This is a genomic window from Kitasatospora sp. NPDC085464, assembly GCF_044541955.1.
Taxonomy (GTDB): domain Bacteria; phylum Actinomycetota; class Actinomycetes; order Streptomycetales; family Streptomycetaceae; genus Kitasatospora.
Genome location: NZ_JBITTM010000028.1, coordinates 91,588 through 116,595 on the forward strand (window position 1 = coordinate 91,588; position 25,008 = coordinate 116,595).

Sequence of the window (25,008 nt, forward strand, 5' to 3'; positions counted from 1 at the left end):
GCGTGGGTGTGGGCGTGGGCGTGTGTGCGGGGCGTCCGTGGTGGACGTGGGCGCCTGCCCGGGGGCTCTATGCTGCGCACATGCCGAATGAGCTGCGTACTCTTCAGCCGGCCGAGGACCTCGCCTTCATCCGGCGCGAGACCGAGCTGAAGCCCGTCCCCTTCGTGCCCGAGATCAGTCTGCACATGGCCGAGGACGCCATCGCCCTGTGGGAGACCACCGAGCGGGCGCGCGGGGAGGCCGGCCTGCCGCCGCCGTTCTGGGCCTTCGCCTGGGCCGGCGGCGTGGCCGTCAGCCGCTACGTGCTGGACCACCCCGAACTGGTGGCGGGCCGTACGGTGCTGGACGTCGCGGCCGGATCCGGGCTGGTCGGGGTGGCCGCCGCGCTGCGCGGCGCGACCTCCGTGCGCGCCGCCGAGATCGACGCCTACGCGGTGGCCGCGATCGGCCTGAACGCCGAGGCCAACGGGGTGCGGGTGGAGGGCGCCCTGGTGGACCTGGTGGACGGGGACGGCGCCCCGGCGGAGGTGGTGCTCGCGGGCGACGTCTTCTACGAACGGGCCATGGCCGCCCGCTTCCTGCCGTTCCTGGAACGGGCCGCCGCGCGCGGCGCCACCGTCATCGTCGGCGACCCCGGCCGGGCCTACCTGCCGCGGGAGCGGTTCACGGCGGTGGCCGCGTACCAGGTGCCGGTCGTGGCGGACCTGGAGGACACCGCGGTCAAGACCACCACGGTGTGGCGGCTCGGCTGACGGAGATTCAACCTGCGGCGGAGCGATGGGGTTCCGGTGCGGGTGCCGTGCGGGTGTGGTGTCCGAGGGCCTCCGGTGCGATCGGTGACGAACGGTCATGCCACCATGGTTACCGGCTGGTAATCCGATGATGTCCAGCCAGCGAAACCGCACCACCGTAAGGAGTCACCATGCGTCGACGCATCTCCGCCCTCGTCCTGACCGCAGCCCTGGCCGGCGGCGCTCTGGCGACGGTCGCCCAGGTCGCCACCGCGCAGCCCGCGGCCGCCGCCTCGATCACCGTTGACCTCAACAAGATGCGCCAGCAGGTCGCCGACCTGCGCGCGAAGGCCAACCGCCTGGACCACGAGGGCGAGCACGCCGCGGCCCGCAAGGCCCGCGCCCAGGCAGACGCGCTGCAGCGCCGGATCGACCAGATCGAGAAGGCCGACCGCGAGACCTCGCACCACTTCTGAGGCACGCCCGTCGGTCGACGCCGCCCGCCCCGCCCGCTCGTCGGGCCGGGGCGGGCGGCGCCGTCGTTCCGTCGCGGGGACACGGGCCGTCGGGGGACGGTGGGGACAAGCGGACATGGGCCGTCCGGGGAGTGGAAATCCCGGTGACGGGACGGGAGTGACTGCTAGACAGACCCCCATGACCGATCGGATAACCCTGCGCCCCGCCAGCCCCGACGAGATCCCCGCCCTGCTCGCCCTCTGGGCCCGGGCGGCCAAGGGCACCAGCATCACGGACGACGCGGCGGGCGTGGCCGCCCTGCTCGCCCGCGACCCCGAGTGCCTGATCGTCGCCACCCCGGCCGACGACCCGGCGACCCTCCTGGGCACCGTGATCGCCGGCTGGGACGGCTGGCGCTGCCACCTCTACCGCCTCGCCGTCGACCCCGAACACCGCCGCCGGGGCATCGGCGCCGCGCTGATCGCCGCCGCCGAGGAGCGCTTCGCCGAGCTCGGCGGCCGCCGCGTCGACGCCATGGTGCTGGACGACAACCCCCTCGGCCACCGCACCTGGCAGGCCGCCGGCTACCGGCCGCAGCCGCAGTGGAGCCGCTGGGTCAAGCCGCTGGCGGGCTGACCCAGCGCGGCCGGGCCCCGGGGCCGGTACCCGGGTCTGGGCCCGGCCGCGCTGGGACGACGGCCGTCAGCCGCGCAGGGCCGCCAGCCAGGCCTCGACCTCGTCGGAACGGCGGGGGAGGGCGGCGGAGAGGTTCTCGTTGCCGTCCTCGGTGACCAGGATGTCGTCCTCGATCCGCACGCCGATGCCGCGGTACTCCTCGGGCACGGTCAGGTCGTTCAGCTGGAAGTAGATGCCCGGCTCGACGGTGAGCACCATGCCCGGCTTCAGCGGGCCGTCCACGTGGATCCCGGTGAGGGAGTGGGCGCAGTCGTGGACGTCGATGCCCAGCATGTGGCCGGTGCCGGCCAGCGTGAAGCGGCGGTGCAGGCCCAGCTCGTACACCTTGTCGGCGGTCAGGTCGCCGAACAGGCCCCAGGAGGTGAGGTGTTCGGCGAGCTCGCGCTGGGCGGCACGGTGGAAGTCGCGGAAGTCCGCGCCCGGCCTCACCGCGGCGATGCCGGCCTCCTGCGCCGCGAACACGGCGTCGTAGACCTTGCGCTGCAGGTCGGTGAAGCGGCCGCTGACCGGCAGGGTGCGGGTGATGTCGGCGGTGTAGAGGTGGTTGGTCTCCACGCCCGCGTCGAGCAGCAGGAGGTCGCCGGGCCGGGCGTGGCCGTCGTTGCGCACCCAGTGCATGGTGGTGGCGTGCGGCCCGGCCGCGGCGATGGTGCCGTACCCGACGTCGTTGCCCTCGACCCGGGCCCGGACGAAGAAGGTGCCCTCGATCAGCCGCTCCGCCGTCGCGGTGTCGGTGCCGAGCACGCGCACCACGTCCTCGAAGCCGCGGGCGGTGGCCGCGCAGGCGAAGCGCAGCTCGGCGATCTCGAACTCGTCCTTCACCAGGCGCAGTCCGGACAGGAAGGTCTCGAACTCCTCGTCCCGCTCGGCGACCGTCCGGCCGTCCAGCGCCGCCTCCACGCCCGCGTCGTGGCGGCGCAGCACCCGCACCGGGCCGGTGGCCGCGCGCAGGTCGGCGTGCACGGTGCGGACGTCCCGGCAGGGCAGGCCGAGCAGCCGCTCGCTCTCGGTCAGGCTGTTGCGCCGGCCGTCCCACAGCTCGCCGTGGGTGTCCAGCCAGAACTCGCCGTTGTCGATCTCCGAGCGGTTGCGCAGGTACAGCACGGCGGTGTGGCCGCTCGCGCCGGCGGGCTCCAGCACCAGCACGGCGTCCTGGGACTGGTCGCCGGTCAGGTAGGCGTAGTCGGAGGACGGGCGGAACGGGTAGTCGGTGTCGTTGGCCCGCACCTTGGGGTTGCCGGACGGGACCACCAGCAGCTCGCCGGGGAAGGCGGCGGACAGCTCGGCGCGGCGGCGGGCGGTGTGCGCGGCCTGCGGGACCGGCTCCAGCGCGGTGCGCTCGGTGTCGGCCCAGCCCTGCTTCATGTTCTCGGCGAGTTCGTCCGTGACGCCACGGGTCAGGCCGTTCTTCCGGTACTTGATGGTGTCGGCGGGCTCGGTCACTACGGTCTCCTGATGAGGGTGGTGGATGCGGTGTGCTCCGCTACGCTGCCCCGTCCGTCGGCATGCGTCCCGTACGGTATATCGAACAGTGCCGGGAGAGAAGAGGTCGAGCGTGAACGACGCGGGGGAATCCGTCCGGGGCGGGCGGTCCGTCCACGGCGGGGAGGCCGCCGGGGGCGGGGAGTCCGTCCGGAGTGTGCTCGCCGCCAACCTGAAGCGGGTGCGGGCGCAGCACGGGCTCTCGCTGTCCGAGCTGTCCCGGCGGGCCGGGATCGGCAAGGCGACGCTGTCCCAGCTGGAGGCCGGCGCCGGCAACCCGACCCTGGAGACCGTGCTCGGACTCTCCCGGGTGCTCGGCGTGCCGATCTCCGACCTGGTGGAGGCGCGGCCCGCCGACGAGGTGACGGTGGTGCGGGCGGCCGACGTCGAGGTGCTGAGCGGCCGGGGCGTCGACCTGCGCCCGCTGCGCCGGATCGAGTCCGGGGACGTGGTGTTCGAGGTCTACGACCAGCAGGTGCGCACCGACGGCACCCAGATCTCCGGCGGCCACATCGGCACCGAGCACACCATCGTCCAGGCCGGTCGGCTGCGCGTGCGGGCGGGCCGCCGGGAGGTCGAGCTCGGCCCCGGCGACTACGTCGGCTTCGACGCCTCGCTGCCGCACTCCTACACCGCCGTGGGAGGCGAGCCGGTGCGCTCGGTGCTCCTGCTGCAGTACCGCGCGGAGCAGCGGCTGCACCTTGCCGACGCCGAGGAGCCGGTGGGTGAGCCAGTGGGTGACTCGGCACTGCCGGCCGGCGCACGACCGGCGCTGGGGTCCTCGCCGGGCCACGACGACCACTGACGGAGTCGGCGACCACTGGCGGGGCCGAGGATCACCGACAGAGCCGGCGACCACCGACAGGGCTGCGGAGCCGGTTCGCTGGGCGGTCCCGACCGTTCGGTTTACCGAACCTTCGGCCGGCACTCCGGCCCCCACTCCCCTCGTGGTGGGGGCCGGAGCGAGCCCGTGCCGCGCCGACCGGGAGAGCATGCCAAGCGCGGCCGGGCCGTCGCCATGCATTAGCCTCTGGGCCTAATGGTCAAGACGGTCGAGCTGGTCGGGAAAGCGCCAGGTCACGGCGGTGGCGGGGAGCCGGGGGGCGGTTCGTGATCACACTGAGGTTCGGGGTCGCGGACCTCGCGAGGACCCGGTTCGTCATCTCGCCGCTCGACCACCTGATGGCCGGCACCGCCCAGTTGGGCGTGCGCCAGTGCGTCGGGCCGCGCAGCGAGCGCTGGTGGCGCGACGTCCGCCGCCATGTGCCGCACCGGTCCGGGCGCTTCCTCGACCTCGTCAACGCGAGCGCGGTCGGCGTTCCCAGCTTCATGGCGGCGGACCTCGACGCCGTCCGTCGGCAGCTGACCGACGAGCTCGACGCGATCCTCGCCCTGCCGCAACAGGCCGTCGACGACGACCTTGCGGTGTTCGCGGGCGAGACCGAACTCCCCTCCGCCCTGGCCCGGTTGCGCGACGACGGCTCCCGGGGAATGCGTGAGGTCAGCGACGGCGCCTGGGCGCTGTTCCGCTCCTGCCTGGCGCCGGACTGGCCCGAGATCCGCCGCGTCCTGGAGGCCGACATCGCCGCCCGTGCCCGCACCGCCGCCCGCTCCGGCATCGGCGCGGTGCTCGGCTCGCTGCACCCGAACGCGGTCTGGCGGGACGAGGGCGTCCTGGAGTGCACCCTCGCCGACCTGGAGGGCACCTTCGACCTGGACGGTCGGGGTCTGGAGCTGCGGCCCAACTACTTCCTCCAGCAAGGCCTCGGGCTGCTCGCCGGACAGGACCGACAGAGCCTGCTGCTCCACCCGGTCGGCTCCCCGGCGGCCGAGCCCCCGGCCCGGCCGCCGGCCGCCGACGGCCTCGCCGCCGTCCTCGGCCCCGCCCGGGCCCGCGTGCTGCGCGCCATCGCGGGCAGCCCCTGCTCGACCACCGAACTCGCCCGCCTGCTCGGCGTCACCCCGCCCTCCGCCTCCGCCCACGCCACCGCCCTGCGTGGAGCCGGCCTGATCGTCACCCGGCGCGAGGGCAAGCAGGTCCGCCACACCCTCACCGACGTCGGCCACGACCTCCTGCTCGACAACCCGGCGCCCCCGGCACCCGCCGCGTGAGCCGTGGCGGCGCGGCTCGGCGGCGGCCGTGCGGTGCTGCGTTCGTGTCGGTGGCCGATGCGGTGGTCCGTCGGTGCGGCAGGGCGAGGACTCCGTGGGGAGTCCTCGCCCTGTGCCTGGAGGTCAGGCGGTTTCGGTGGGGAGGCCGGCCTCGACCCAGTCCTGGATGCCCTCCCGGTACTTGCGGACGTTGGTGTAGCCGAGGCGGGTGAGTCGGTCGGCGACCTGTCCGCTGTTGGGGCACGCCGGGTTGGAGCAGTAGGTGACGATCGCGGCGTCGCGGTCGGGGAGCAGGGCGGCCGCCCGGACGTCGACGTCGGCCGGGGTCAGCGCCAGAGCGCCGGGCAGGTGCTGCCGGGCGTAGTACTCGCCGCCGAGCGTGTCGACGACGGTCACGGTGTCGGCCTCGATCGCCGTCGCCAGGTCGTCGCGGGTGATGAGTGCGGTCATGCCACGTCCTTCCAAAGAATCGGACTACAGTCCTCTTATGACTCAAGACAGTAGCGGACTGCAGTCCGGTTCGGCAATGCCACTGGAGCTGCTGCGGACGCCGCCGCCCAAGGAGCGCGCGGACGCGGCCCGGAACCGGGCCGCGGTGCTGGAGGCGGCCGCCAGGCTCTTCGCCGAGCACGGTGTCGAGGCCGTGTCCATGGATCAGGTGGCCGCAGCCGCGGGCGTCGGCAAGGGCACCCTGTTCCGCCGGTTCGGTGACAAGTCGGGGTTGGCCGCCGCCCTGTTGGACGCCCGGGAGCGGGTGCTGCAGGAGGCGGTCCTGTCCGGGCCGCCCCCACTCGGCCCGGGGGCCCCGGCCGACGAGCGGCTGGCGGCGTTCCTCGACGCCTATCTCGACTACCTGCTGGAACACCTGGCGCTCGTCCGCATGTCCGAGACCGCCACTCCGGGGGCCCGGTACCGGATCGGGGCCTACCGGTTCTGGCACCGCCATGTGGCGATCCTGCTCGCCGCCACGCCGGACCCCGACCACACCGCCCACGCCCTGCTCGCCCCCCTGGCGGCCGATCACGTCGCGGCGCTCCTGCCGGAGATCGGCGAACGGCGGATGCGCACCGGTCTGCTCCGCCTCGCCCGAGCGGCGATGTGACGATCCCGCCCCGGCCGGGGCGCGTGGGCGACGGCCGGTCCACCCGTGAGGGTGTCGACGCGGGCCGATTCGAGTGGCGAGGAGAGCGGGGGGCCGCATGAGCCAGTACTACGAGATGGGCCCTGGCCGATCGCGCGGGCGCCGCCTGGGGCGAGGAGGTGTCCGACCCGCAGCTGCGCGAGCGGGTGCCGGAGCTGCTCCGGAGCATGGCGCGCTGAGTGCCCGAGCGTCAGAGCCGAGTGCCCGAGCGTCAGAGAGGCGGCGCGTCAACCGAGGCGTCCCACCCTCCGACCGGGCGCACGAACGGTGTGGAAACGGGGCATGAATTGTTCCTCTCCAGGGGTGTCGTTCGGCCGACCCCGTCGAGCCGGTCGACGGCGGGTGCGCGGCCGTGGGCGCTGACCGCGCCGGTGGAGCCGCCCGGCGGGCCCGGCGGGGGCATCGGCCCTGCGTACGGGCCATGAGCGCCGCCCTTCGCCGCGCAGCTCCCCGGCCGTCACCGAGGGCCGACTCGCCCCGGCGGGCCCCGTCGGAACCCTGCGACCGGTGCCGGGCGTTGCACGGATGCCCCTGCCGCCCGCCGCCGGGGCGGGCATCATGGGCCGCGACGGGACCTCGCGGAACGGGCGGAACAGGAGTCGACCGATGAGAAGGCCGATGGTGGAGTTCGGCTGCGTGAAGTGCTACGGCGGGGACGCGCAGGCGGTGTGGCGCGGGCAGCGGGAGGGGTTCGAGCACGAGACCGACGTGGTGGACGGTTCACGCTTCGCCGTGGACGTCCGGCGCTGCCGCGGCTGCTCGCAGCGGTTCGTCTGGATCTTCACCGAGTCCGTCGACTGGATGGGCGGTGACGACTCCCGGCACGTGACGGTCATGCCGCTGACCGCCGCCGAGGCCACCGGCCTGACCGTCGGCACGCTGCGCCCCCTCGACCTGGGCGCGCTCGGCCGCGACCGCCGCCGCCTGGACCACGACTGGCCCACCGGCGGCCCGGCCAGCCTCCACTGGAACTCCGGTCCGTTCCGGGTCGCGGGGGCCGGCTGAGGCCGGGCGGGGGCCGCTGCGTTGATCGGCTGTCTACCGGACCCTGCGAGCGTGCGGACGCTTGATCACACGCGAGTAGGGAGCGTCAGCAGTGCCTGGAAAGATTGTCGTCCGCGCGGCCGTTGCCGGTGCGGCGGTCCTGGTGTCGGTCGTGGGTGCCCTCGCCGTCGGTGCGGGAGGGCCGGTGCGGCACGGCTCACCGGCCGGGTCGACGGCTCCGGCCGGGTCGACCGCCCCGGCCGCGCAGCTCTGCGGCGGGCCGGACGACGACGTGCAGTGCCTGGCGAGCAAGGTCGCCTGGAACGGGACCGGTCTCGTCGTCGCCCCGACCGTCACGCCGACCGTCACTCCGAAGCCGTGAGGGCGCCGTCGGCGGTGGCCAGCCCGGTCAGCAGCGACGTGGCGGCGGCGGACTCCGGCGCGCTCAGCCGACTGAGCAGCAGGTGCGCCTGCTCCTCGTGAGTCCGCGCGTCGAGGTGGTCGCCGCGGGCGGTCATCGCATGGGCCAGCACCAAGTGGGCGAGAGCGCGTTCGCGCTGTCGCCCACCCTGCGTTGCGAGGCCCAGCGCTCGCTGCGCCTCGTGCACGGCCTCGTCGACCCGTCCGAGCAGGCGCAGGACGTCCGCGAGTCGGCTGCGGGCCGCCGACTCGCGGTCCAGGTCCCCGGCGGGGTTCGCACGGTCGATGCAGCACCGCAGCTGCGCGGCGGCGTCGTCCAGCCGGCCCAGCACCTGGTGAGCCAGGCCGAGGACGTAGTGCACGTACGCGGCCATCGCGGCATCGGCGGCCCCGTCGGCCCCGTCGGCCGGCTCGGCGAGGAGCCGGTGGCAGGTCTCCACCGCCGCGGCCGCGTGACCGCTGCGGATCCGGGACAGCGCCGCGTTCGCGGTGCTCGCCACCTCGCCGGAGCGGTGCCCGAGGCGCCGGGCGAGCGCTGCCGCCTCGTCGAAGGCGGTGATCGCCTCGTCGTGCCGGCCCTCGGCCTGCGCGATGAGGCCCAGGTCGTTCAGGGCCTGCCGGAGCACCGCCGGATCCGCCGCGTCGTGGCAGGCCCGGGCCGCCAGCCGGGCCTCGACGCCGGCCTCGTCGAGCCGGGCCCGGGCCAGCAGGATCGTGCCGAGCAGGAAGCGGGAACGGCCCTCCGCGGCACGGTCGCCCCAGGCCACGGCGGCGGTGACGAGGAGCCGGGCCGCCTCCTCCGCCCGGCCGCCGAAGGCGCCGAGACCGAGCGGGCTGAGGGCGATCAACAGGTCGATGGCGGAGCGGAGTTCGTCGGCAGAGTGGAGTTCGGAGGCGGACCGGAGCTCGTCCGCGGCTCCGGGGTCGCCCGTCGCGACGGCCGCGGCGAGTGCCACCGCGCTCGGAGTCTCGGCGCGCGCCCACCGGCGGGCGTGCGCCAGGTCGGCGAAGACCGGGCCCGGTGCGGCGGGCAGCGGTAGCGGCTCGCCGAAGACGTCGGCCACCGGGTCGCCAGGGACGGCGAGCGCGAAGGCCGTACGGGCTGCACCGAGCAGCAGGGCCAGCAGCCGCCGGTGGGCGGTGGTTCGTTCGGCCGTGTCGAGGCGCAGGGACGTCCGGCGGGCGAAGGCGCGCACCAGGTCGTGGTAGCGGTAGCGCCCGGCGCCGATCGACTCCAGCAGCGCCTGGTCCACCAGCGCTTCCGCGAGGTGCTCCGCCTGGTCCTCGGTGAGGCCCAGGACGGCGGCGGCCGACGCCAGTCCGATGTCCGGCTCGATCCAGGAGAGCATCCGGAACGCCGTCGCGAGGGCCGGTTCGAGCAGCCGGTAGCTGAGCTCGAAGACCTGCTCGATGGCGACGTCGCGGGTGCGCAGCGCGGTGATGCCCTCGCGGTCGTCGGCCAGGCGGGCGACGAGATCGCCGATCGGCTGGTCCGGGGTCGCGGCGAGCCGGGCGGCCGCGATCCGTACGGCGAGGGGTAGGCGGCCGCACGCCTCGACCAGCACCCCGGCGTCGGCGCGCTGGGCGGACCGGCGGGCCGTGCCGATGACGGAGTCCAGCAGCCCGATCGCCTCGTCCTCGCTGAACACGTCCAGTGCGACGTGCAGGACCGACGGCACGCTGTAGAGCACCGTGCGGCTGGTGACGATCACCGCGCAGTCGGGCGAACCGGGCAGGAGCGGCTGGATCTGGGCGTCATCGCGGGCGTTGTCGAGGACGATGAGCAGGCGCTTGCCGGCGCTGGCCGTACGGAAGAGCGCCGACCTGCCAGGGAGGTCCTTGGGGACGGCGGCGGGCCGGATGCCCAGGGTGGTCAGGAAGTCGGCCAGGATGTCGGACGCGCTGGCGGGCACCAGGTCGGCGCCCCGCAGGTCCGCGTGGAGGCGGCCGTCGGGGAAGCCGGGGCGGAGGGCGTGGGCGGCACGGACGGCGAGGGCCGTCTTCCCGACGCCGGCCATGCCGGTGACGGTCACCAGGCGCAGGCCGGGGCCGGGGTGGTCGGTCAGCGCTCGGGTGATGTCGGTGACGTGGTGCCATCGGCCGGTGAAGTGCGGGAGGGCCGGGGGGAGTTGGTCCGGGTCGGTCAGTTCGCGGCGCAGGGAGGCGAGTTCGGGACCCGGCTCGATCCCCAGGTGTTCGACCAGTCGCGCGTGCAGGGCGTCGTAGACGGCCCGGGCCTCCGGCGTACGGCCCCGGCGGTGCAGCGCTCGGATGAGGAGCGCTTGCAGGCGCTCGCGGAACGGGTGGCCGGCGGCCAGCGCCTCCAACTCCGGGAGGTAGTCGGAGGGGTCGGCGGCCGGGGTGACGTCGAGGGTGACGTCGAGGGCGAGGCGCTCTTCCAGGAGGGTGAGACGGAGCTCGGCGAGACGTTCCCGCTCGCGGTCGATGAAGGGGCCCGGCAGGCCGGCGAGCGGGTCGCCGTGCCAGAGCGAGAGAGCCTCGGAGAGGAGGGCGCGGGCGTGGTCGGGCTGGCCGGCGGAGCACCGGCCGGCCAACTCGTGGAGGTGCCTGGCCCGCCAGAGGTCGATCTGGTCCGGTGCGACGGCAAGACGGTACCCACCGGCTTGGGAGAGGAGGACGGTGGGGGTGTCGCGGGACGGCTCCAGCAGCTTCCGCAGTTGGGAGACGTAGGAGCGCAGGGCGACGACGGGTGAACCGGGCGGATGGTCGCCCCATAGTTCGTCGACCAGTTCGTCGACGGTGACGACGGAGTCCGGCCGGAGGAGGAGGGCGACCAGGACGGACCGCTGCCGGGGCGCACCCAGTTCGAGGGCAGTGGCGGCCCGCTGCACCCGCAGCGGCCCGAGCAGCGCGAAGCTGAGCGGATTCGGATCACCGACTAACGGCAAGGCATTCCCCCCGAGGGACAGTTGATGCGAATCAGACGGTGCCGAAGTCCCCGGCCTTGACGCCGGCGATGAACGACTGCCAGGCGTTCGCGCCGAAGGTGAGCTGCGGGCCCTCGGGGTCCTTGCTGTCACGGACGGGGAGGACACCCGGAACGCCGGGCGCGACCTCTACACACTGGCCACCGCCGTTGCTGTAGGAGGACTTGAGCCAGGAGGTGGGCTTGACGGCCGAGATGGGGAACATGGCGTGGAACTCCTTGAGACGGGTGCGGATGAGGGACAACGAGTCCTCACATGACAGGGCTTGGGCCTGCAGCCAATCGTATGTCCTTGCGAGGGAGCGGATCTGCTCTTCGTCGTCGCGCTCGACGTACCCTCGTTGGATGGTTTCGAGATAGGCCATCCACTTCTCGTCCGGGCTGGTCAGCAGTGTGAACTGCATGGTCGTCGGGACGTGTTCGCCGAGACTGAATGGCGCGATCTGCAGCGTCACGTGCGGAAGGTCGGCCACGCTCTCCAGCCGACGAAGCTGCTCGGCCATGACGAAGGGGCTGCCAACAGGCCGCAAGCAGCTCTCGTCCATGACGATGTGGATGGAGGGAGATGGTTCGCGGTACAGAATGGCCTGCCTGGCCATGCGGACATTCAGGCGTTCGATGGCCCTGTCCTCCGGGATCTCGCCACGTTGGGCCGCGGCGGTGATGAGCGCGGAGGCGTAGTTTCGGGTCTGCAACAGCCCAGGGACGACGTTCAGTTCGAAGATCTTGAAGGCGGTCGCCTTGGTCTCGTACTCGATGTAGGCGAGGAATCCGCCGATCAGAGTGGTGCTCTTCGTGCTCCAGTACAGGAGTTCAAGTGCCCCGCAGGTGTCGAGCACCTTGTCGGCCCGGCGGAGGAGGTTCAGGGGAGCGGGACGCGCGCCGGTCTCGATCAGGGAGATCAGGGAGTCGCTGTAGTTGATGAGCTCTCCGAGTTCGACCTGGGTGAGCCCCCTCGCCTTGCGGAAGCGGCGCAGCTGGACGCCGATGACCTTGTTCGGGGAGATGGTCGGGTCAAGTTCCCGCTGGGGCATGGTGATCACTCGATTCCACAACATGCGCTGTCAAAGAAAAGCCCTTCCGATGCTAGCTACGCTTGGCCACTCTTGGTGAGGAGTTGGCAACAGAGAGGAACTAGTCGGTGGATATGACGAACACTCAATCTGGCGAAAGCCTGATCCTGCGGCGGAACTTCCCGTCCTGCCTCTGCCCCCAGTGCGGCGATTCCGTCCCCGAGGCTCGATCGACCCCCCAACCCATCGCCCCGGCGGCGCCGCCCGTTCGACGGGTGGCGCCGCCCTCCTCCCCCTACCGCCCGTCCTCCGTCGGCGAGCGGGTCTTCGACGTCCGCTCCGGCCGCTGGGCCGCCTTCATGGGCTGGCAGCACGGCCTCGCCTTCCTCCGTCCCCTCGGCGGCGGCATCGAGTGGGACACCGAACCCCGTTGGCTCACGAACACCGAACAGTGAGATGCCCCATGAGCAGCATGATCGACAAGATCACGGCCGAGGACCGTCGCGCCGCGGCCGACATTCTCGACGACCTCCAGGCCGTCCTGAGCGCCGCCGCCGTCAAACTCCCGTCCCTCGCCATCGACTGGCGCTCGGCCAAGGCCACCGGCGTCATCCTGATCGACCTCGGGGCCGCCCGGCCGGACGTCATCGAGCAGCTGGTCGTCGTCCTCCGCAGAGGTATGCGCCCGTAGTCGCCGCCGGCCTCGTCACCGTCGGCTCCCTCGTGATCGCCGGCTTCGCTTTCCTGCTGGTCCCCGAGGACGTCCCCGCCGCGGCGCGCGGCCTGGTGTTCGCCCTCGTCTTCCTCGCCGCCTCGACGGGCGGATTCGCGTTCGTCGCCGGGTGGATGTGAGCCCACCCCTGGACGACCTGCCGCACGGGAGGTCTATGCTCTGGCCGAGCAACTGGGGGGATCATGGCGCGGAAAGCGTCCGGAATGCCGCTGTACAACAGAACGGCGTTGGTCATCGGGCTCGTCGTCTTCGGCGGCTTCATCCTGCTGAGCCTGGTGGCGGTCGGGGCCCAGGCGCGCTACCACTTCCGCTACGCCGATGCCGAACGGGTGCAGGCCACGGTGGTGACGGCGGAGTACAACGGCCCGATGGGGGAGCGGCCGGGCAGGATCGTGCTCGCGCTGGCCGACGGCCGGGAGGTCACGCCCGACCGCGACCTGGCCGGCGGCGTGCCGACCGGGCTCGTTACGGGCTCGGTGCGGACCGTGCTCGTCAACCCGCAGAAGCCCGCCACGGTGGCCTTCCCGGCGCAGGTGGGGTGGAAGGCCGTGCTGATCCCGTGGGCGCTGGGGCTGCCGGTCGGCGTGGTCGGTACGGCGGGCATGCTGCTCTACCGCTCGTTCTGGGGCCACGCTCCGGTCGCTGCGACGCCGCCGGGCAGGTGAGGACGTGGGCTTCGAGGCCGCTCGAAGCCCACGCCGCATCAGAACCGTGGGGGGGACGGCGGCGACCAGGGCCGCACCGCGCACCCCTTGACCGTGCGCCCCGGTTCAGCGCGACCACACACCACGGGAGTTCACGTGCGCAGCCCTACGGCACCTGTGAATGTCCCTGGGGGCGGTCGTCGGGCAATCGTGGACCGACCGGGAAGTGGACGGGGCTGAGCAGGTAGGGCGCGCGGCCCGGTGCCGGCCGGTTGGCGAGCCGAGGGCCCAGCACCGCGCGCAACTGAGCCGTCATCTCCGCGAGTTCGTCCTGGCTGAGCCAGAGCGTGCCCTGACGGTAGGAGACCGCGTCGGCAACCGGGTCGGCGTCGTCACGGTCGAGGTAGGCGTTGAACTCCGCGATGAGCACGGCCATGGCGGCCGCGAAGCCCCGGCGGTGGTCATCCGGCGTCATCGCGGTGGCGGCGTCGTCGTCGACGACCGGGCGGTCCTGGCGTAGCCGGTAGTGCCGCTCGACGGTGCCGCGCACCCGTCGTTCTCCGGTCACTTCCAGGAAGCCCGCCCCGGCCAGTAGGGCGACGTGCCGGTACATGGTCACCTTCGGCACGTCCGGCATGCGCTCGCACAACTGCGCGGTGGTCAGCTCCCGGTCGCCGGCGAGTGCGTGCACCACGCGCAGGCGCACCGGGTGGAGAAGAAGTTCGGTGGTGTCCACGGGCTTCACAATTCCATACTCAATACTATTATCGAAAGTGGAAATGATGAGCCTTGGAGGGGGCATGCGTCAGGCGGCAGGGCGGGCGGTACAGGTGAACGGCCGGACCCTCTACGTGGAGGAATCCGGCAGCGGAACGGACTGGGTGGTCTTCGAGGCGGGCGGAGGCATGGGGCGCACCTGTTGGGACCCGGTGGTCGCACTGCTGGCGGACCGGGCGAGACTGATCGGCTACGACCGCGCCGGCTTCGGCCGCAGCGGCCGAACGGCGACCCGGCTGAGCATCGACGACCTGGCCGCGGACCTGGCCGCGTTGGTCGAGACGGTCGTCCCGGGAGGCTTCGTGCTGGTCGCGCACAGCATGGGCGGGTTGGTCGCCCGCCGCGCCGTGAATCGGCTGGGGCCGCGGCTGCGGGGGCTGCTCCTGCTCGATCCGGCGGCGGAGAGCGCGCCCGTCTACGACACCTTCGACCGGACCGCGGTGAAGGTCGACCGGTCCCTGGGTGTGACGCAGGCACTGTGCCGCTCCCGTCTGCTGGCCCGGTTGGCGAGCGGGGAGCTCCGGCGCCTCTTCCCGGCGGACACCTACGCGGCCATGCTCGCCGAGGACTTCGTCCCAACGGGCATCGCGCAGACGCGGAAGGAGATCAAGGCCGTGGCCGAGGCCATTCCCCGCTTCCGCGCCGAGCCACCCGCCCCGCCGACGTGCCCGACCATCCTCCTCTCGGCCGCCCGTCCCCAGAAGGGCCGGGGCCGGCACCACGCCGCGCTGACCGAGCACCGGCGGCGCTGGGTCGGTTCGCTGCCCGACGGCCGGTTCGAAACCGTGGACTCCGGCCACCTCATCCAGGCCGAGCGGCCAGGGATCGTCGCCGAGCGGGTCCAGAGCCTCCTCGACGGGGCCGGCCGGGCCGGCCGGACAAGCGCCCGGGGAGCCTGAAGGCGCAGCGCTGCCCGCTCGGGAGGCCGCACCCGTCCCCGCACAGTGGCATCGTCGCCGAGCGACCCGTGTCGTCGCCACGATGTCGGTCTGCGGATACCCGATGCGCTCACCGACCATCACCTGTCGGCCTGCCGATGGCGTCCTGAGCCGGCCGAGGGGGAGGCTCGGAGCCCGCGCCGAATCCTACGGTCCTCAGGTGTCGCTGAGGGCGTAGGTGCGGAAAGTGGCCAGCAGCGGCAGGACTTCGGTCTTGGTGGGGTCCTCGGTGACGGCCCTCATCGCGTCGATCACGGTGTGGGCGATGATCTTGGTGACGGAGAGGTCGTCGGGTGCGGCGAGGGTGCCCCAGGCCTTGAGCGTCTGGGTGAGCAGCGCGCTCATCCGGGCGCCGATGTTGGAGCTGACCGCGTCCGAGATCTCGGCGAGCTCCTCGTCGCTCATGGTCGAGCGCAGCCCGAAGGCCAACGCCATGAGCGTGTCCATCGCATGCTCGCCGTACGCGGCGACCAGCGCCGGGAGCGGCTGTTCACCGGCGCTGCCCGCCGCCAGGGCGGACAGCGCCTCCTCGTCGTCCTTCCACGCCGCCTCCAGGGCGGCCAAGGCCCGCAGGGCCTCGTCTACGGTGAGCCCGTCTGTCATGGAAGGAACGGTATGCAGCCCGTAGCGCCCGTTCCCATGGTTCGGGCGCAGAGATCACACCTTCGAGCGAAGCCGGGCCCGTTCCGCGCGATGGGCGTCCGCGAAGTGCTCCGCGTCCCAGGTTCCGCCCAGCTCGGGGGCCAGGGAGGCGAGCGCGAGGCCTGCGAAGTCGTCGGCGGTGCCCGCGCGTTCGGGCAGGGCACCGAGCAGCGGGGCGCCGGCCGAGCGCGGCAGGTCGGCGAGGTTGCAGCGTTCGGCGAGGCCGGCGTCCGCGGGCCAGGAGCCGATGAGCACGCCCGCGAGCGGGAGTTCGCGCGCCGCCAGGGCCTCCGCCGTGAGGGCGACGATGTTGAGCGTGCCGAGGCCGGCGGAGGCCACCAGCAGCACCTCGGCCGGCAGTCCGGCGTCGAGGACGGCGCGGGCCTGGTCGGCGAGGGTCCGGCCCTCGTCGTCGTAGCGGACCAGCAGGCCGCCCGCGCCCTCGACCAGCACCAGGTCGTGGGTGGCGGCGAGGTCGGCGACCTCGGCCACCACCTCGGCGGGGGAGAGGCAGGGCATCCCGGCCCGCCGGGCGGCGGTGTCGGGGGCCAGCGGCTCGGGGTAGCGGACGAGCTCGCGGTACGTCAGTTCGCCTGCCAGGCGCCGGACTTCGGCGGCGTCGCCCGGTTCGTCGTCGGTCACACCGGTCTGGCCGGGCTTGAGCACGGCGACCTTCAGCCCGGCCTGCAGCGCCGCCGAGGCGACGGCCGCGGTGGCGACGGTCTTGCCGACGTCCGTGTTCGTGCCGGTCACGAAGAGGACGCGCGTGCTCGTCCCGCGGTCCTGCGTTCCCGTGTCGCCGTCCTGCGCGGTCATGCCGCCGTCCTGCGCGCTCATCCCGCCACCGCCGCGGCGGTCACGGCGGCCGCGATGCGTGCCACGTCCTCGTCCTCCGTCACGTAGGGGGGCATCGTGTAGATCAGGTCCCGGAAGGGGCGCAGCCAGACGCCTTCCCGCGCGGCCGCCTCGGTCGCCGCGGCGACGTCCACCGGGTGGTCCAACTGCACGACGCCGATGGCGCCTCGGACCCGTACGTCGTGCACGCCGGGCACGTCCGCGGCGGCCGCGAGGCCGTCCCGCAGCCCGTCCTCGATCCGCTTGACCTCCAGCGCCCAGTCCTGCCCGAGCAGCAGGTCGAGCGAGGCGTTGGCGGCCGCGCAGGCCAGCGGGTTGCCCATGAAGGTCGGGCCGTGGGCGAGCACCGGCATCTCGCCGCGGCTGATCCCGTCCGCGATCTCGCCGGTGCACAGCGCGGCGGCGAGCGTCAGGTACCCGCCGGTGAGCGCCTTGCCGAGGCACATGACGTCCGGTGAGACGCCCGCGTGGTCGGCGGCGAACAGGGCGCCGCTGCGGCCGAATCCGGTGGCGATCTCGTCGAAGACGAGCAACACCCCGTAGCGGTCGCAGAGTTCGCGCAGCATCCGCAGGTACGCGGGGGAGTGGAACTGCATGCCGCCCGCGCCCTGGACGACCGGTTCGACGATGACGGCGGCCAGCTCGTCGGCGTGACGCGCCATCAACTCCTCGAACTGCGCGGCGTATCCGGCGTCGAGCGGGGCGTCGAAGCCGGCCGGGGGCTGCGGTGCGAAGAGCTGCCCGGGCAGCACCCCGCCCCACAGGTGGTGCATCCCGCCGTCCGGGTCGCAGACCGACATCGGGTGGAAGGTGTCGCCGTGGTAGCCGCCGCGCCAGGTGAGCAGCCGGCGCTTGCCGGGCCGCCCGACGGACTGCCAGTACTGCAGGCACATCTTCATCGCGACCTCGACCGAGACCGAGCCCGAATCGGCGAGGAAGACGTGCTGCAGCGGCTCCGGGGTGATCTCGACCAGCCTGGCCGCCAGCCGGACGGCGGGCTCGTGGGTGAGCCCGCCGAACATCACGTGACTCATCCGCCCCAGCTGCTCGCGCACGGCCTCGTCCAGCACCGGGTGCCGGTAGCCGTGGATCGCCGCCCACCAGGACGACATCCCGTCGACCAGCTCGCGCCGGCCGCCCGCGACGGGTTCGGCCAGGCGCAGCCGTACGCCCGATGCGGACTCGACCACGTACGGGGTGACGGTGCCGGGCATCGGCCCGTACGGGTGCCAGACGTGGGCGCGGTCGAGGGTGAGCAGCGTGTCCGCGGACAGCGGGGGCATGAGGGGTCTCCGGAGGGTCAGGCGTTGGGCGCGAGTTCGGTGCCGGCGCCGCGGCGGCGGACCTTGACGAGGTCGCTGCGGAGCTCGTCCTCCGGTTCCTCCGCCGCCGGGGCGTCGGTGGCGGCCTGCGCCGGGGCGTGGGAGTGCCCGCCGCAGGGGCCGCAGCCGCCGCCGCTGCCGCAGGCCGAGGCCGCGGTGCCGCAGCCGCCGCCGGCCTGGGCGGCCTCGGCGATGTCGGCGCGGTGGCGCGGCAGGGTGGCCTCGCCGGCGCCCTCGACCTCGAAGCCGGCGTCCTTGATCATGTCGAGGTCGGCCTGGCCGGCCTGGCCCTCGCTGGTCAGGTAGTCGCCGAGGAAGATGGAGTTGGCGATGTGCAGGCCGAGCGGCTGCATGGTGCGCAGGTGCACCTCGCGGCCGCCGGCGATCCGCACCTCGGTGTCCGGGTTGACGAAGCGGACCATCGCGAGGATGCGCAGGCAGCGCTGCGGGGTGAGGTTCCACTCCTTGGCGAGCGGGGTGCCCTCGAAGGGGATCAGGAAGTTGACCGGGACGGAGTCCGAGCCGAGCTCGCGCAGCGCGAACACCACGTCGACCAGGTCCTCGTCGGTCTCGCCCATGCCCGCGATCAGGCCGGAGCAGGCGGACAGGCCCGCGCCGTGCGCCTTCTGCACGGTGTCGACCCGGTCCGCGTAGGTGTGGGTCTTGGTGATGGCCCCGTAGGTGTTCTCGGAGGTGTTGAGGTTGTGGTTGTAGGCGTCGGCGCCGGCCGCCTTGAGGCGCTCCGCCTGGTTGTCGGAGAGCAGGCCGAGGCAGACGCAGATCTCGACCGCGGGGTCGGCCTCCTTGATGGCGGCCATGGTGTCGGTGACCCGGTCGATGTCGCGGTCCGTCGGGCCGCGGCCGCTGGCGACCAGGCAGACCCGCTTGGCGCCGCCGGCCACGCCGGCCCGGGCGGCGTCGGCGGCCTGGTCCGGCTTGAGCCAGGTGTACTTGAGGATCTCGGCCTTGGACCCGAGCCGCTGCGAGCAGTACGAGCAGTCCTCCGGGCAGAGCCCGCTCTTGAGGTTCACCAGGTAGTTGAGCTTGACCCGGCGGCCGAACCAGCGGCGGCGCACCTTGCCGGCCGCGGCGACCACGTCGAGCAGCTCGTCGTCGGTGGTGGCGAGGACGGCCAGGGCCTCCTCGCGGGTCGGGACTTCGCCGCGCAGGCCCTTGGCGGTGAGGGTATCGAGCAGATCCATGGGGCGATCCTGCCTGTTCGTGATCGAGCGGCGCCAGAGCAAACCCGCCAGAAGATCGGTGCGAGGATGTGCCGATTGCCACAGTGTCGAAGCTCACGGCTCCGCCGCTGGTCACGAGCTTGACGTGAACCCGGAGTGAAGGTTACTGGCGGGTAGCCGTCGTGGCGGGCCGAGGGGGCGCGCGGCCCCGCGCGGACGATGATCCACAACTGCCGACCCCGTGATCCAGGCCACCCCCGGGATGCTTAGAATCTGCGCCATGACCACGCAGGGGGAGCGCACCCCGACTCCGGGAGAGGGCCAGGACGGCCGGGCAGGACAGCGGACCGGCGGGGGCGCCGACGACGGCATCGGCCAGGGCACCGACCGCAGGCGGGGCCGGCGGCTGAGCGGCCGTCGGGCGGCGGGCTGGGTCGTCGTGGCCGGTGTGGTCGTGGCCGGCGGGTGGATCATCACCCGCCCGATGCCCGGCGACTACATACCCGGACTCGGCCCGTCCACCAAGGACTCCTCCAAGACCCCGCCGGTGGTCGGCGCCGCTCCGCCGCGCACCGACTCCGAGAGCCTCAACGTCGACAACTACTTCCCGGCCCAGCGCCCGGTCGAGGTCGGCACCTACAAGGCGCGGCGCAACGGCGCCCGGCAGGGCGAGAACTGCGCCGAGGTGCTCCAGGACCGCGCCCAGGACCCGCTGAAGGACAGCGGCTGCCAGTCGTACCTGAGCGTCAGCTTCAGCGGCCAGGACCGCCCGGTGCTCAGCAGCGTCACCCTGCTGCGCTTCCCGGACCAGGTCTCCGCCGCCAAGGCCGCCGAAGCCCTGCGGGGCAAGCCGGGATCGGTCTCCTTCATCCTCGCCGACGCCAGCACCGCCCCGGCGCAGCCCCCCGGCGCCAAGACGGGCGGCGAACCGAGGGTCGAGACGGTCGGGCACTACGTGACGGTCACCAGTTCGCGGACCGGCGACGGCCGGCCGGCCGCCTCCGCCACGGGCACCCCCGGTGCTCCGGCCGCCACCCCGGGCGGCGCGAGCGCCACGGGTGCGCCGGGCGCGCCCAGCGGCGGGGCCCCGACGCCGACCGGAACACCTGCGCCCAGCACCGAGCAGACCCTGGACGAGGCCACCCGCGCGATCTCCTACGCGGCGGGCTCGCAGTTCATGTGGATGTGACGGGTCATGTGGATGTGACGGGGCGCGCAGGGATGAACGCCCGAGGCTGAACGCCGCGAGGGGGCCCGGCAACGCCGGTCCCCCTCGGGCGTTGTGACGAGCCGTCAGCCGCCGAGCCGGTCCACCGCGGTCACCCGCACCACCGCCCGGCCCTCCTCGTCCGAGCCGTACAGGTCCACCTCGGCGCTGATGCCCCAGTCGTGGTCGCCCTCGGGGTCGTCGAAGATCTGCCGGACCCGCCAGGCGGAGTCCTCCTCCTCGATGATGAGCATCTTCGGGCCGCGCGCGTCCGGGCCGGTACCGAGGTCGTCGTACTCCTCCCAGTACCCGTCCATGGCGTCCGCCCAGCGGTCCGCGTCCCAGCCGTACTCGCCGTCCAGCTCGGCGAGCTCCTCGTAGTGCTCCAGCGCACACAGCTCGACCCGGCGGAACATCTCGTTGCGCACCAGCACCCGGAAGGCCCGCGCGTTGGCCGTGACCGGCGCCGGCTTGTCGTCCAGCCGCACCTCGGCGGCCTGCGGCTCCGTCGGGTTGGCCAGCTGCTCCCACTCGTCCAGCAGGCTGGAGTCGACCTGGCGGACCAGCTCGCCGAGCCAGGCGATGACGTCCTTCAGGTCGTCGGTCTTCACGTCCTCGGGGACGGTCTGCTCCAGCGCCTTGAAGGCACCCGCCAGGTAGCGCAGCACAATGCCCTCGGTGCGGGCCAGCTCGTAGAAGCCGACGTAGTCCGAGAAGGTCATCGCCCGCTCGTACAGGTCGCGGACCACGGACTTCGGCTGCAGCTGGTGGTCGCCGATCCACGGGTGCGCCCGGCGGTACACCTCGTACGCGTGGGTGAGCAGCTCCTCCAGCGGCTTCGGGTAGGTGATCTCCTGGAGCCGCTCCATCCGCTCCTCGTACTCGATGCCGTCCCGCTTCATCTCGCCGACGGCCTCGCCGCGCGCCTTGTTCTGCTGCGCGGCGAGGATCTGGCGCGGGTCGTCGAGGGTCGCCTCGACGACCGAGATCACGTCCATCGCGTACGAGGGCGAGGTCGGGTCGAGGAGTTCGAAGGCGGCCAGCGCGAAGGTCGACAGCGGCTGGTTGAGCGCGAAGTTCTCCTGGAGGTCCAGCGTGAGGCGCACGATCCGGCCCTCGGCGTCCGGCTCCGGCAGCCGCTCCACCACGCCGCCCTCCAGCAGCGAACGGTAGATGGCGATCGCGGTGCGGATGTGCCGGCGCTGCGCGGCCTTGTCCTCGTGGTTGTCGGTGAGCAGCTTGCGCATCGCCTCGAAGGCGTTGCCCGGGCGGCCGATCACCGACAGCAGCATCGCGTGGCTCACCTTGAACCGGGAGACCAGCGGCTCCGGGTCGGCGCCGATCAGCTTCTCGAAGGTCTCCTCGGTCCAGCCGACGAAGCCCTCCGGCGCCTTCTTGCGCACCACCTTGCGCTTCTTCTTCGGGTCGTCCCCGGCCTTCGCGATCGCCTTGTCGTTCTCGATCACGTGCTCCGGCGCCTGCGCCACCACCTGGCCGACGGTGTCGAAGCCGGCCCGGCCCGCGCGACCGGCGATCTGGTGGAACTCACGGGCGCGCAGGATACGCACGCGCTGTCCGTCGTACTTGGACAGGGCCGTGAACAGCACCGTGCGGATCGGCACGTTGACGCCGACGCCGAGCGTGTCCGTCCCGCAGATCACCTTCAACAGGCCGGCCTGGGCGAGGCGTTCGACCAGCCGGCGGTACTTCGGCAGCATGCCGGCGTGGTGCACGCCGATGCCGTGGCGCACGAACCGGGACAGGTTGCGGCCGAACTTGGTGGTGAAGCGGAAGTTGCCGATCAGGTCGGCGATGGCCTCCTTCTCCGCCTTCGAGCACATGTTGATGCTCATCAGCGACTGGGCCCGCTCCACCGCCTCCTTCTGCGTGAAGTGCACGACGTAGACCGGCGCCTGGCCGGTCTGCAGCAGCTCCTCCAGCGTGTCGTGCATGCTGGTGCGGCGGTAGTCGTAGAACAGCGGGACCGGGCGGGTCGCGTTGCGGACCACCGTCGTCGGACGGCCGGTCCGGCGGGTCAGGTCCTCCTCGAAGCGGCGGACGTCGCCCAGCGTTGCCGACATCAGCAGGAACTGCGCCTGCGGCAGCTCCAGCAGCGGGATCTGCCAGGCCCAGCCGCGGTCCGGCTCGGCGTAGAAGTGGAACTCGTCCATGACCACCTGGCCGATGTCCGCCCGGGCGCCGTCGCGCAGCGCGATCTGGGCGAGCACCTCGGCGGTGCAGCAGATGATCGGCGCGGTCGGGTTCACGCTCGCGTCGCCGGTCATCATGCCGACCTGCTCGGTGCCGAACATCTTCACCAGGTCGAAGAACTTCTCCGAGACCAGCGCCTTGATCGGCGCGGTGTAGAAGGTCCGCTGCCCCTCCGCCAGCGCCGCGAAGTGCGCCCCGGCCGCCACCAGGCTCTTGCCCGACCCGGTCGGCGTCGCCAGGATCACGTTGTTCCCCGAGACCAGCTCGATCAGCGCCTCCTCCTGCGCCGGGTACAGCGTGATCCCCCGCTCCTCCGCCCAGGCGGCGAACGTCTCGTACAGCGCGTCGGGCGTGGCGGGCTTCGGCATCAGATCAAGGAGGGTCACCCGGCTATCTTGCCTGCTCGCCGCCACCCCGGGCAAAGCCCGGCGCCCGGCGGGCGGCCCCCTCGCGCGGAGACCGTCCGGCCCGGCGAGCCGAACACCTGCCGATCATGTGCCGAGCGGCACATTGATCCCGCTTCGGACGGCGTGCGACAGTGCCGGGCATGAGCCAGCCCCTCGCCTCCGAACCGCGTCCCTCCGTCCTCGCCCCCGAGGCCGTCTTCGACTGGCTCGACGAGGCCGCCGCGCTGCGGGCCGACGCCGGGCTGACCCGGACGCTGCGCAGCCGGCCGGCGGAGGACCCGGTGCTGGACCTTGCGGGGAACGACTACCTCGGGCTGACCAGACACCCGGTGGTGACGCAGGCGGCCGCGGAGGCGGCACTGCGCTGGGGCGGCGGGTCGACGGGCTCGCGGCTGGTGACCGGGACGACCGCGCTGCACACCGAACTGGAGGAGGAGCTGGCCGACTTCTACGGAGCCGAGGCGGCGCTGGTGTTCTCCTCCGGCTACACCGCCAACCTGGCCGCGCTCACCGCGCTCACCGACCCGGACACCCTGATCGTGTCCGACGCCTACAACCACGCCTCGCTGATCGACGGCTGCCGGCTCTCCCGCTCCGACGTCCACCGCGCCCCGCACAGCGACCCGGCGGCCGTGGCCGAGGTGCTCGCCGGCCGGGCCCGGCGCCGGGCGCTGGTGGTCACCGACTCGGTGTTCTCGGTCGACGGCGACGCCGCCCCGCTGGCCGCGCTGTCCGAGGCCGTCCGCGCACACGCGGCGGCCCTGCTGGTGGACGACGCGCACGGGCTGGGCGTGCTCGGCCCCGGCGGCACCGGCGCCCTCGCCGCCGCCGGGCTCGCCGGGCGGCCGGACACCGTCGCCACCGTGACGCTCTCCAAGTCCCTCGGCTCCCAGGGCGGCGCCGTCCTCGGGCCGCGCCGGGTGATCCGCCACCTCACCGAGACCGCCCGCACCTTCATCTTCGACACCGGCCTCGCCCCGGCCGCCGCCGGCGCCGCCCTCGCCGCCCTGCGGCTGCTGCGCGCCGAACCCGCCCGGGCCGAGCGCGCCCGCGAGGTGGCCCGCACCCTCGCCCGGCAGCTCACCGCCGCCGGCCTGCACGCCTGCGACCCGGACGCCGCCGTGGTGTCGGTCCGCGCCCCGGGCCCCGAGGCCGCCGTCGCCTGGGCCGCCGACTGCCGCCGCGCCGGCCTCGCCGTCGGCTGCTTCCGCCCCCCGTCCGTCCCGGACGGCATCTCCCGCCTGCGCCTGACCGCCCGCGGCGACCTCACCGACGGGCAGATCGCCGAGGCGGTCCGGATCATCGCAGACCTGGCCCCGGCGGGCGCCCGACGCGGATGACCGCCCGGCGGGCGAGGACGGGCGGGCAGGACGGCGACATGCCGGATCCGCTGTGGGACGACGTCGCCCGGCTGCCGACGGCGTCCGGGTGACCGGGGAGACCTACGGCCGCCCCGTCACCAGGAGGGCCTCCGCGCCGACCGGGCGGTAGCCGGCGGTCTGGAAGGCGCGGACGCTGGGGGCGTTGCCGGGGGCTTGCTGGGCCCAGACGGTGCCGGCCCCGGGGACGAGGTGGCGGGCGGCGGTGGCGAGGGCGCGGCCGAGGCCGCGGCCCCGGGCGTGCGGGTCGACCTCGACGGCGCACTCCCAGCGGCCGGCCACGCCGCGGCCGAGGATCAGGACGCCGCCGTCGGCCGTGAACACCCGGACGTCCTCGCGGTAGCGCAGGGCCCGGACCACCCGCGGGTGCTCGCGGTCGCGCACCTCGGAGAGCGGCAGCGGCGGCCCGCCCGGGAGGCGGTCGGCGGCGGTCAGCAGGTCGATGTTGTTGACGGTGCGCCCGGTGCGTCCGGCGAAGGCGGTCAGGAACGGCGGGCAGAGCGGCGCGGACAGCGGGTCGCCCGGGGCGGCGGCGACCGCGTCCCGCACCCAGGCCGGGTCCTCGTCGGTGAAGACGACCGTGTGCGCGGCGAAGGCGATCACCCCGGCCTCGCGCGGCGACGGCTGCGGCAGCACCGTGACCGATCCGTCCGGCGGCGGGAACACCCCGCCCGCCGCGTCCGCCAGGATCCCCGCCAGCCCCCGCCCACCCACCGGTGCCCCCAACTCC

26 protein-coding genes are annotated in these 25,008 nt (G+C 73.4%); 15 read left to right on the top strand and 11 right to left on the bottom strand.

Annotated features, from left to right (window positions below):
• The first annotated feature begins 80 nt into the window (after positions 1 to 80).
• The 3 genes from ACIGG8_RS24680 (at position 81) to ACIGG8_RS24690 (ending at position 1,823) form a co-directional block, all read left to right on the top strand.
• The gene (locus tag ACIGG8_RS24680; protein WP_350525734.1) at positions 81 to 752 is read left to right on the top strand and encodes a 50S ribosomal protein L11 methyltransferase; all 672 of its coding nucleotides are present in this window, start codon (positions 81 to 83) and stop codon (positions 750 to 752) included.
• Positions 753 to 922: 170 nt separating this feature from the next.
• The gene (locus ACIGG8_RS24685; protein WP_350525735.1) at positions 923 to 1,207 is read left to right on the top strand and encodes a hypothetical protein; all 285 of its coding nucleotides are present in this window, start codon (positions 923 to 925) and stop codon (positions 1,205 to 1,207) included.
• 178 nt (positions 1,208 to 1,385) lie between these two features.
• Positions 1,386 to 1,823 (top strand): GNAT family N-acetyltransferase, encoded by a 438-nt coding sequence (locus ACIGG8_RS24690; protein WP_396550743.1) that lies wholly within the window; start codon positions 1,386 to 1,388, stop codon positions 1,821 to 1,823.
• A gap of 66 nt (positions 1,824 to 1,889) precedes the next feature.
• Here the strand turns inward: ACIGG8_RS24690 and ACIGG8_RS24695 are convergent, their stop codons facing one another.
• Entirely contained in the window at positions 1,890 to 3,353 is a 1,464-nt protein-coding gene (locus ACIGG8_RS24695; RefSeq protein WP_396550825.1) for an aminopeptidase P family protein, read from the bottom strand.
• Between the two features lie 85 nt (positions 3,354 to 3,438).
• Between ACIGG8_RS24695 and ACIGG8_RS24700 the strand changes: the two genes are divergently transcribed.
• On the top strand, positions 3,439 to 4,170 hold the full coding sequence (locus ACIGG8_RS24700; RefSeq protein WP_396550745.1) for a helix-turn-helix domain-containing protein: 732 nt from the start codon (positions 3,439 to 3,441) through the stop codon (positions 4,168 to 4,170).
• A 305-nt stretch (positions 4,171 to 4,475) separates the two neighbouring features.
• A complete protein-coding gene (locus ACIGG8_RS24705) occupies positions 4,476 to 5,477 on the top strand; it encodes an ArsR/SmtB family transcription factor (RefSeq protein WP_396550746.1) in 1,002 nt (333 codons plus the stop codon).
• A 123-nt stretch (positions 5,478 to 5,600) separates the two neighbouring features.
• Here the strand turns inward: ACIGG8_RS24705 and ACIGG8_RS24710 are convergent, their stop codons facing one another.
• Complete coding sequence (locus ACIGG8_RS24710) at positions 5,601 to 5,927, bottom strand: rhodanese-like domain-containing protein (protein WP_350525740.1); 327 nt, start codon at positions 5,925 to 5,927, stop codon at positions 5,601 to 5,603.
• Positions 5,928 to 5,964: 37 nt separating this feature from the next.
• Between ACIGG8_RS24710 and ACIGG8_RS24715 the strand changes: the two genes are divergently transcribed.
• From ACIGG8_RS24715 to ACIGG8_RS24725, 3 genes are all read left to right on the top strand, one after another.
• Positions 5,965 to 6,579 (top strand): TetR/AcrR family transcriptional regulator, encoded by a 615-nt coding sequence (locus tag ACIGG8_RS24715; RefSeq protein ID WP_396550747.1) that lies wholly within the window; start codon positions 5,965 to 5,967, stop codon positions 6,577 to 6,579.
• Between the two features lie 645 nt (positions 6,580 to 7,224).
• Positions 7,225 to 7,623 carry a hypothetical protein gene (locus ACIGG8_RS24720; protein WP_396550749.1) on the top strand — a complete coding sequence of 133 codons (399 nt, stop codon included), beginning with the start codon at positions 7,225 to 7,227 and terminating at the stop codon, positions 7,621 to 7,623.
• 91 nt (positions 7,624 to 7,714) lie between these two features.
• Positions 7,715 to 7,984 carry a hypothetical protein gene (locus ACIGG8_RS24725; RefSeq protein ID WP_396550751.1) on the top strand — a complete coding sequence of 90 codons (270 nt, stop codon included), beginning with the start codon at positions 7,715 to 7,717 and terminating at the stop codon, positions 7,982 to 7,984.
• On the opposite strand, the gene ACIGG8_RS24730 is transcribed toward ACIGG8_RS24725, so the two are convergent.
• Positions 7,968 to 10,931: a BTAD domain-containing putative transcriptional regulator gene (locus ACIGG8_RS24730; RefSeq protein WP_396550753.1), complete on the bottom strand. Its 2,964-nt coding sequence runs from the start codon at positions 10,929 to 10,931 to the stop codon at positions 7,968 to 7,970. The genes ACIGG8_RS24725 and ACIGG8_RS24730 overlap by 17 nt on opposite strands.
• A gap of 31 nt (positions 10,932 to 10,962) precedes the next feature.
• Positions 10,963 to 12,003: a Scr1 family TA system antitoxin-like transcriptional regulator gene (locus tag ACIGG8_RS24735; protein ID WP_396550827.1), complete on the bottom strand. Its 1,041-nt coding sequence runs from the start codon at positions 12,001 to 12,003 to the stop codon at positions 10,963 to 10,965.
• Between the two features lie 254 nt (positions 12,004 to 12,257).
• Between ACIGG8_RS24735 and ACIGG8_RS24740 the strand changes: the two genes are divergently transcribed.
• The 4 genes from ACIGG8_RS24740 (at position 12,258) to ACIGG8_RS24755 (ending at position 13,380) form a co-directional block, all read left to right on the top strand.
• Positions 12,258 to 12,437, top strand: a complete 180-nt coding sequence (locus tag ACIGG8_RS24740) for a hypothetical protein (RefSeq protein WP_396550755.1) — start codon at positions 12,258 to 12,260, stop codon at positions 12,435 to 12,437.
• A gap of 8 nt (positions 12,438 to 12,445) precedes the next feature.
• Positions 12,446 to 12,673: a hypothetical protein gene (locus tag ACIGG8_RS24745; RefSeq protein ID WP_396550756.1), complete on the top strand. Its 228-nt coding sequence runs from the start codon at positions 12,446 to 12,448 to the stop codon at positions 12,671 to 12,673.
• A 32-nt stretch (positions 12,674 to 12,705) separates the two neighbouring features.
• The gene (locus tag ACIGG8_RS24750) at positions 12,706 to 12,834 is read left to right on the top strand and encodes a hypothetical protein (RefSeq protein WP_396550758.1); all 129 of its coding nucleotides are present in this window, start codon (positions 12,706 to 12,708) and stop codon (positions 12,832 to 12,834) included.
• 84 nt (positions 12,835 to 12,918) lie between these two features.
• Positions 12,919 to 13,380 carry a DUF3592 domain-containing protein gene (locus ACIGG8_RS24755; RefSeq protein WP_396550760.1) on the top strand — a complete coding sequence of 154 codons (462 nt, stop codon included), beginning with the start codon at positions 12,919 to 12,921 and terminating at the stop codon, positions 13,378 to 13,380.
• A 145-nt stretch (positions 13,381 to 13,525) separates the two neighbouring features.
• Here ACIGG8_RS24755 and ACIGG8_RS24760 read toward each other — a convergent pair whose 3' ends face one another.
• Positions 13,526 to 14,095, bottom strand: coding sequence for a helix-turn-helix domain-containing protein (locus tag ACIGG8_RS24760; protein ID WP_396550762.1), 570 nt, complete (start codon positions 14,093 to 14,095; stop codon positions 13,526 to 13,528).
• Between the two features lie 64 nt (positions 14,096 to 14,159).
• Here ACIGG8_RS24760 and ACIGG8_RS24765 point away from each other — a divergent pair, with 64 nt between their 5' ends.
• Positions 14,160 to 15,035 carry an alpha/beta fold hydrolase gene (locus tag ACIGG8_RS24765; RefSeq protein WP_396550764.1) on the top strand — a complete coding sequence of 292 codons (876 nt, stop codon included), beginning with the start codon at positions 14,160 to 14,162 and terminating at the stop codon, positions 15,033 to 15,035.
• Between the two features lie 195 nt (positions 15,036 to 15,230).
• Here ACIGG8_RS24765 and ACIGG8_RS24770 read toward each other — a convergent pair whose 3' ends face one another.
• From ACIGG8_RS24770 to bioB, 4 genes are read right to left on the bottom strand one after another with little or no spacing between them, the layout of a single operon-like run.
• Positions 15,231 to 15,677, bottom strand: coding sequence for a hypothetical protein (locus ACIGG8_RS24770; protein ID WP_396550766.1), 447 nt, complete (start codon positions 15,675 to 15,677; stop codon positions 15,231 to 15,233).
• 54 nt (positions 15,678 to 15,731) lie between these two features.
• On the bottom strand, positions 15,732 to 16,532 hold the full coding sequence (bioD, locus tag ACIGG8_RS24775; RefSeq protein WP_396550829.1) for a dethiobiotin synthase: 801 nt from the start codon (positions 16,530 to 16,532) through the stop codon (positions 15,732 to 15,734).
• A gap of 17 nt (positions 16,533 to 16,549) precedes the next feature.
• Entirely contained in the window at positions 16,550 to 17,854 is a 1,305-nt protein-coding gene (locus tag ACIGG8_RS24780) for an adenosylmethionine--8-amino-7-oxononanoate transaminase (protein ID WP_396550768.1), read from the bottom strand.
• Between the two features lie 17 nt (positions 17,855 to 17,871).
• Complete coding sequence (gene bioB / locus ACIGG8_RS24785) at positions 17,872 to 19,095, bottom strand: biotin synthase BioB (RefSeq protein ID WP_396550770.1); 1,224 nt, start codon at positions 19,093 to 19,095, stop codon at positions 17,872 to 17,874.
• Between the two features lie 259 nt (positions 19,096 to 19,354).
• Here bioB and ACIGG8_RS24790 point away from each other — a divergent pair, with 259 nt between their 5' ends.
• A complete protein-coding gene (locus ACIGG8_RS24790) occupies positions 19,355 to 20,263 on the top strand; it encodes a hypothetical protein (RefSeq protein WP_396550772.1) in 909 nt (302 codons plus the stop codon).
• Positions 20,264 to 20,367: 104 nt separating this feature from the next.
• On the opposite strand, the gene ACIGG8_RS24795 is transcribed toward ACIGG8_RS24790, so the two are convergent.
• Positions 20,368 to 22,860, bottom strand: a complete 2,493-nt coding sequence (locus ACIGG8_RS24795) for a DEAD/DEAH box helicase (protein WP_396550831.1) — start codon at positions 22,858 to 22,860, stop codon at positions 20,368 to 20,370.
• Positions 22,861 to 23,039: 179 nt separating this feature from the next.
• On the opposite strand from ACIGG8_RS24795, the gene ACIGG8_RS24800 reads away from it, so the two are divergent.
• Positions 23,040 to 24,239: an 8-amino-7-oxononanoate synthase gene (locus ACIGG8_RS24800; RefSeq protein ID WP_396550774.1), complete on the top strand. Its 1,200-nt coding sequence runs from the start codon at positions 23,040 to 23,042 to the stop codon at positions 24,237 to 24,239.
• A 102-nt stretch (positions 24,240 to 24,341) separates the two neighbouring features.
• Here ACIGG8_RS24800 and ACIGG8_RS24805 read toward each other — a convergent pair whose 3' ends face one another.
• A complete protein-coding gene (locus ACIGG8_RS24805) occupies positions 24,342 to 24,992 on the bottom strand; it encodes a GNAT family N-acetyltransferase (protein ID WP_396550776.1) in 651 nt (216 codons plus the stop codon).
• Between the last annotated feature and the right edge of the window lie 16 nt (positions 24,993 to 25,008).

What these genes read in the sequence shown, in the direction of transcription:
- ACIGG8_RS24680 (WP_350525734.1), top strand. Translation starts at nt 81, where the DNA reads ATGCCGAATGAGCTGCGTACTCTTCAGCCGGCCGAGGACCTCGCCTTC.
- ACIGG8_RS24685 (WP_350525735.1), top strand. Translation starts at nt 923, where the DNA reads ATGCGTCGACGCATCTCCGCCCTCGTCCTGACCGCAGCCCTGGCCGGC.
- ACIGG8_RS24690 (WP_396550743.1), top strand. Translation starts at nt 1,386, where the DNA reads ATGACCGATCGGATAACCCTGCGCCCCGCCAGCCCCGACGAGATCCCC.
- ACIGG8_RS24710 (WP_350525740.1), bottom strand. Translation starts at nt 5,927, where the DNA reads ATGACCGCACTCATCACCCGCGACGACCTGGCGACGGCGATCGAGGCC.
- ACIGG8_RS24715 (WP_396550747.1), top strand. Translation starts at nt 5,965, where the DNA reads ATGACTCAAGACAGTAGCGGACTGCAGTCCGGTTCGGCAATGCCACTG.
- ACIGG8_RS24720 (WP_396550749.1), top strand. Translation starts at nt 7,225, where the DNA reads ATGAGAAGGCCGATGGTGGAGTTCGGCTGCGTGAAGTGCTACGGCGGG.
- ACIGG8_RS24735 (WP_396550827.1), bottom strand. Translation starts at nt 12,003, where the DNA reads ATGCCCCAGCGGGAACTTGACCCGACCATCTCCCCGAACAAGGTCATC.
- ACIGG8_RS24745 (WP_396550756.1), top strand. Translation starts at nt 12,446, where the DNA reads ATGAGCAGCATGATCGACAAGATCACGGCCGAGGACCGTCGCGCCGCG.
- ACIGG8_RS24755 (WP_396550760.1), top strand. Translation starts at nt 12,919, where the DNA reads ATGCCGCTGTACAACAGAACGGCGTTGGTCATCGGGCTCGTCGTCTTC.
- ACIGG8_RS24765 (WP_396550764.1), top strand. Translation starts at nt 14,160, where the DNA reads ATGCGTCAGGCGGCAGGGCGGGCGGTACAGGTGAACGGCCGGACCCTC.
- ACIGG8_RS24770 (WP_396550766.1), bottom strand. Translation starts at nt 15,677, where the DNA reads ATGACAGACGGGCTCACCGTAGACGAGGCCCTGCGGGCCTTGGCCGCC.
- bioD (WP_396550829.1), bottom strand. Translation starts at nt 16,532, where the DNA reads ATGACCGCGCAGGACGGCGACACGGGAACGCAGGACCGCGGGACGAGC.
- ACIGG8_RS24780 (WP_396550768.1), bottom strand. Translation starts at nt 17,854, where the DNA reads ATGCCCCCGCTGTCCGCGGACACGCTGCTCACCCTCGACCGCGCCCAC.
- bioB (WP_396550770.1), bottom strand. Translation starts at nt 19,095, where the DNA reads ATGGATCTGCTCGATACCCTCACCGCCAAGGGCCTGCGCGGCGAAGTC.
- ACIGG8_RS24790 (WP_396550772.1), top strand. Translation starts at nt 19,355, where the DNA reads ATGACCACGCAGGGGGAGCGCACCCCGACTCCGGGAGAGGGCCAGGAC.
- ACIGG8_RS24795 (WP_396550831.1), bottom strand. Translation starts at nt 22,860, where the DNA reads ATGCCGAAGCCCGCCACGCCCGACGCGCTGTACGAGACGTTCGCCGCC.
- ACIGG8_RS24800 (WP_396550774.1), top strand. Translation starts at nt 23,040, where the DNA reads ATGAGCCAGCCCCTCGCCTCCGAACCGCGTCCCTCCGTCCTCGCCCCC.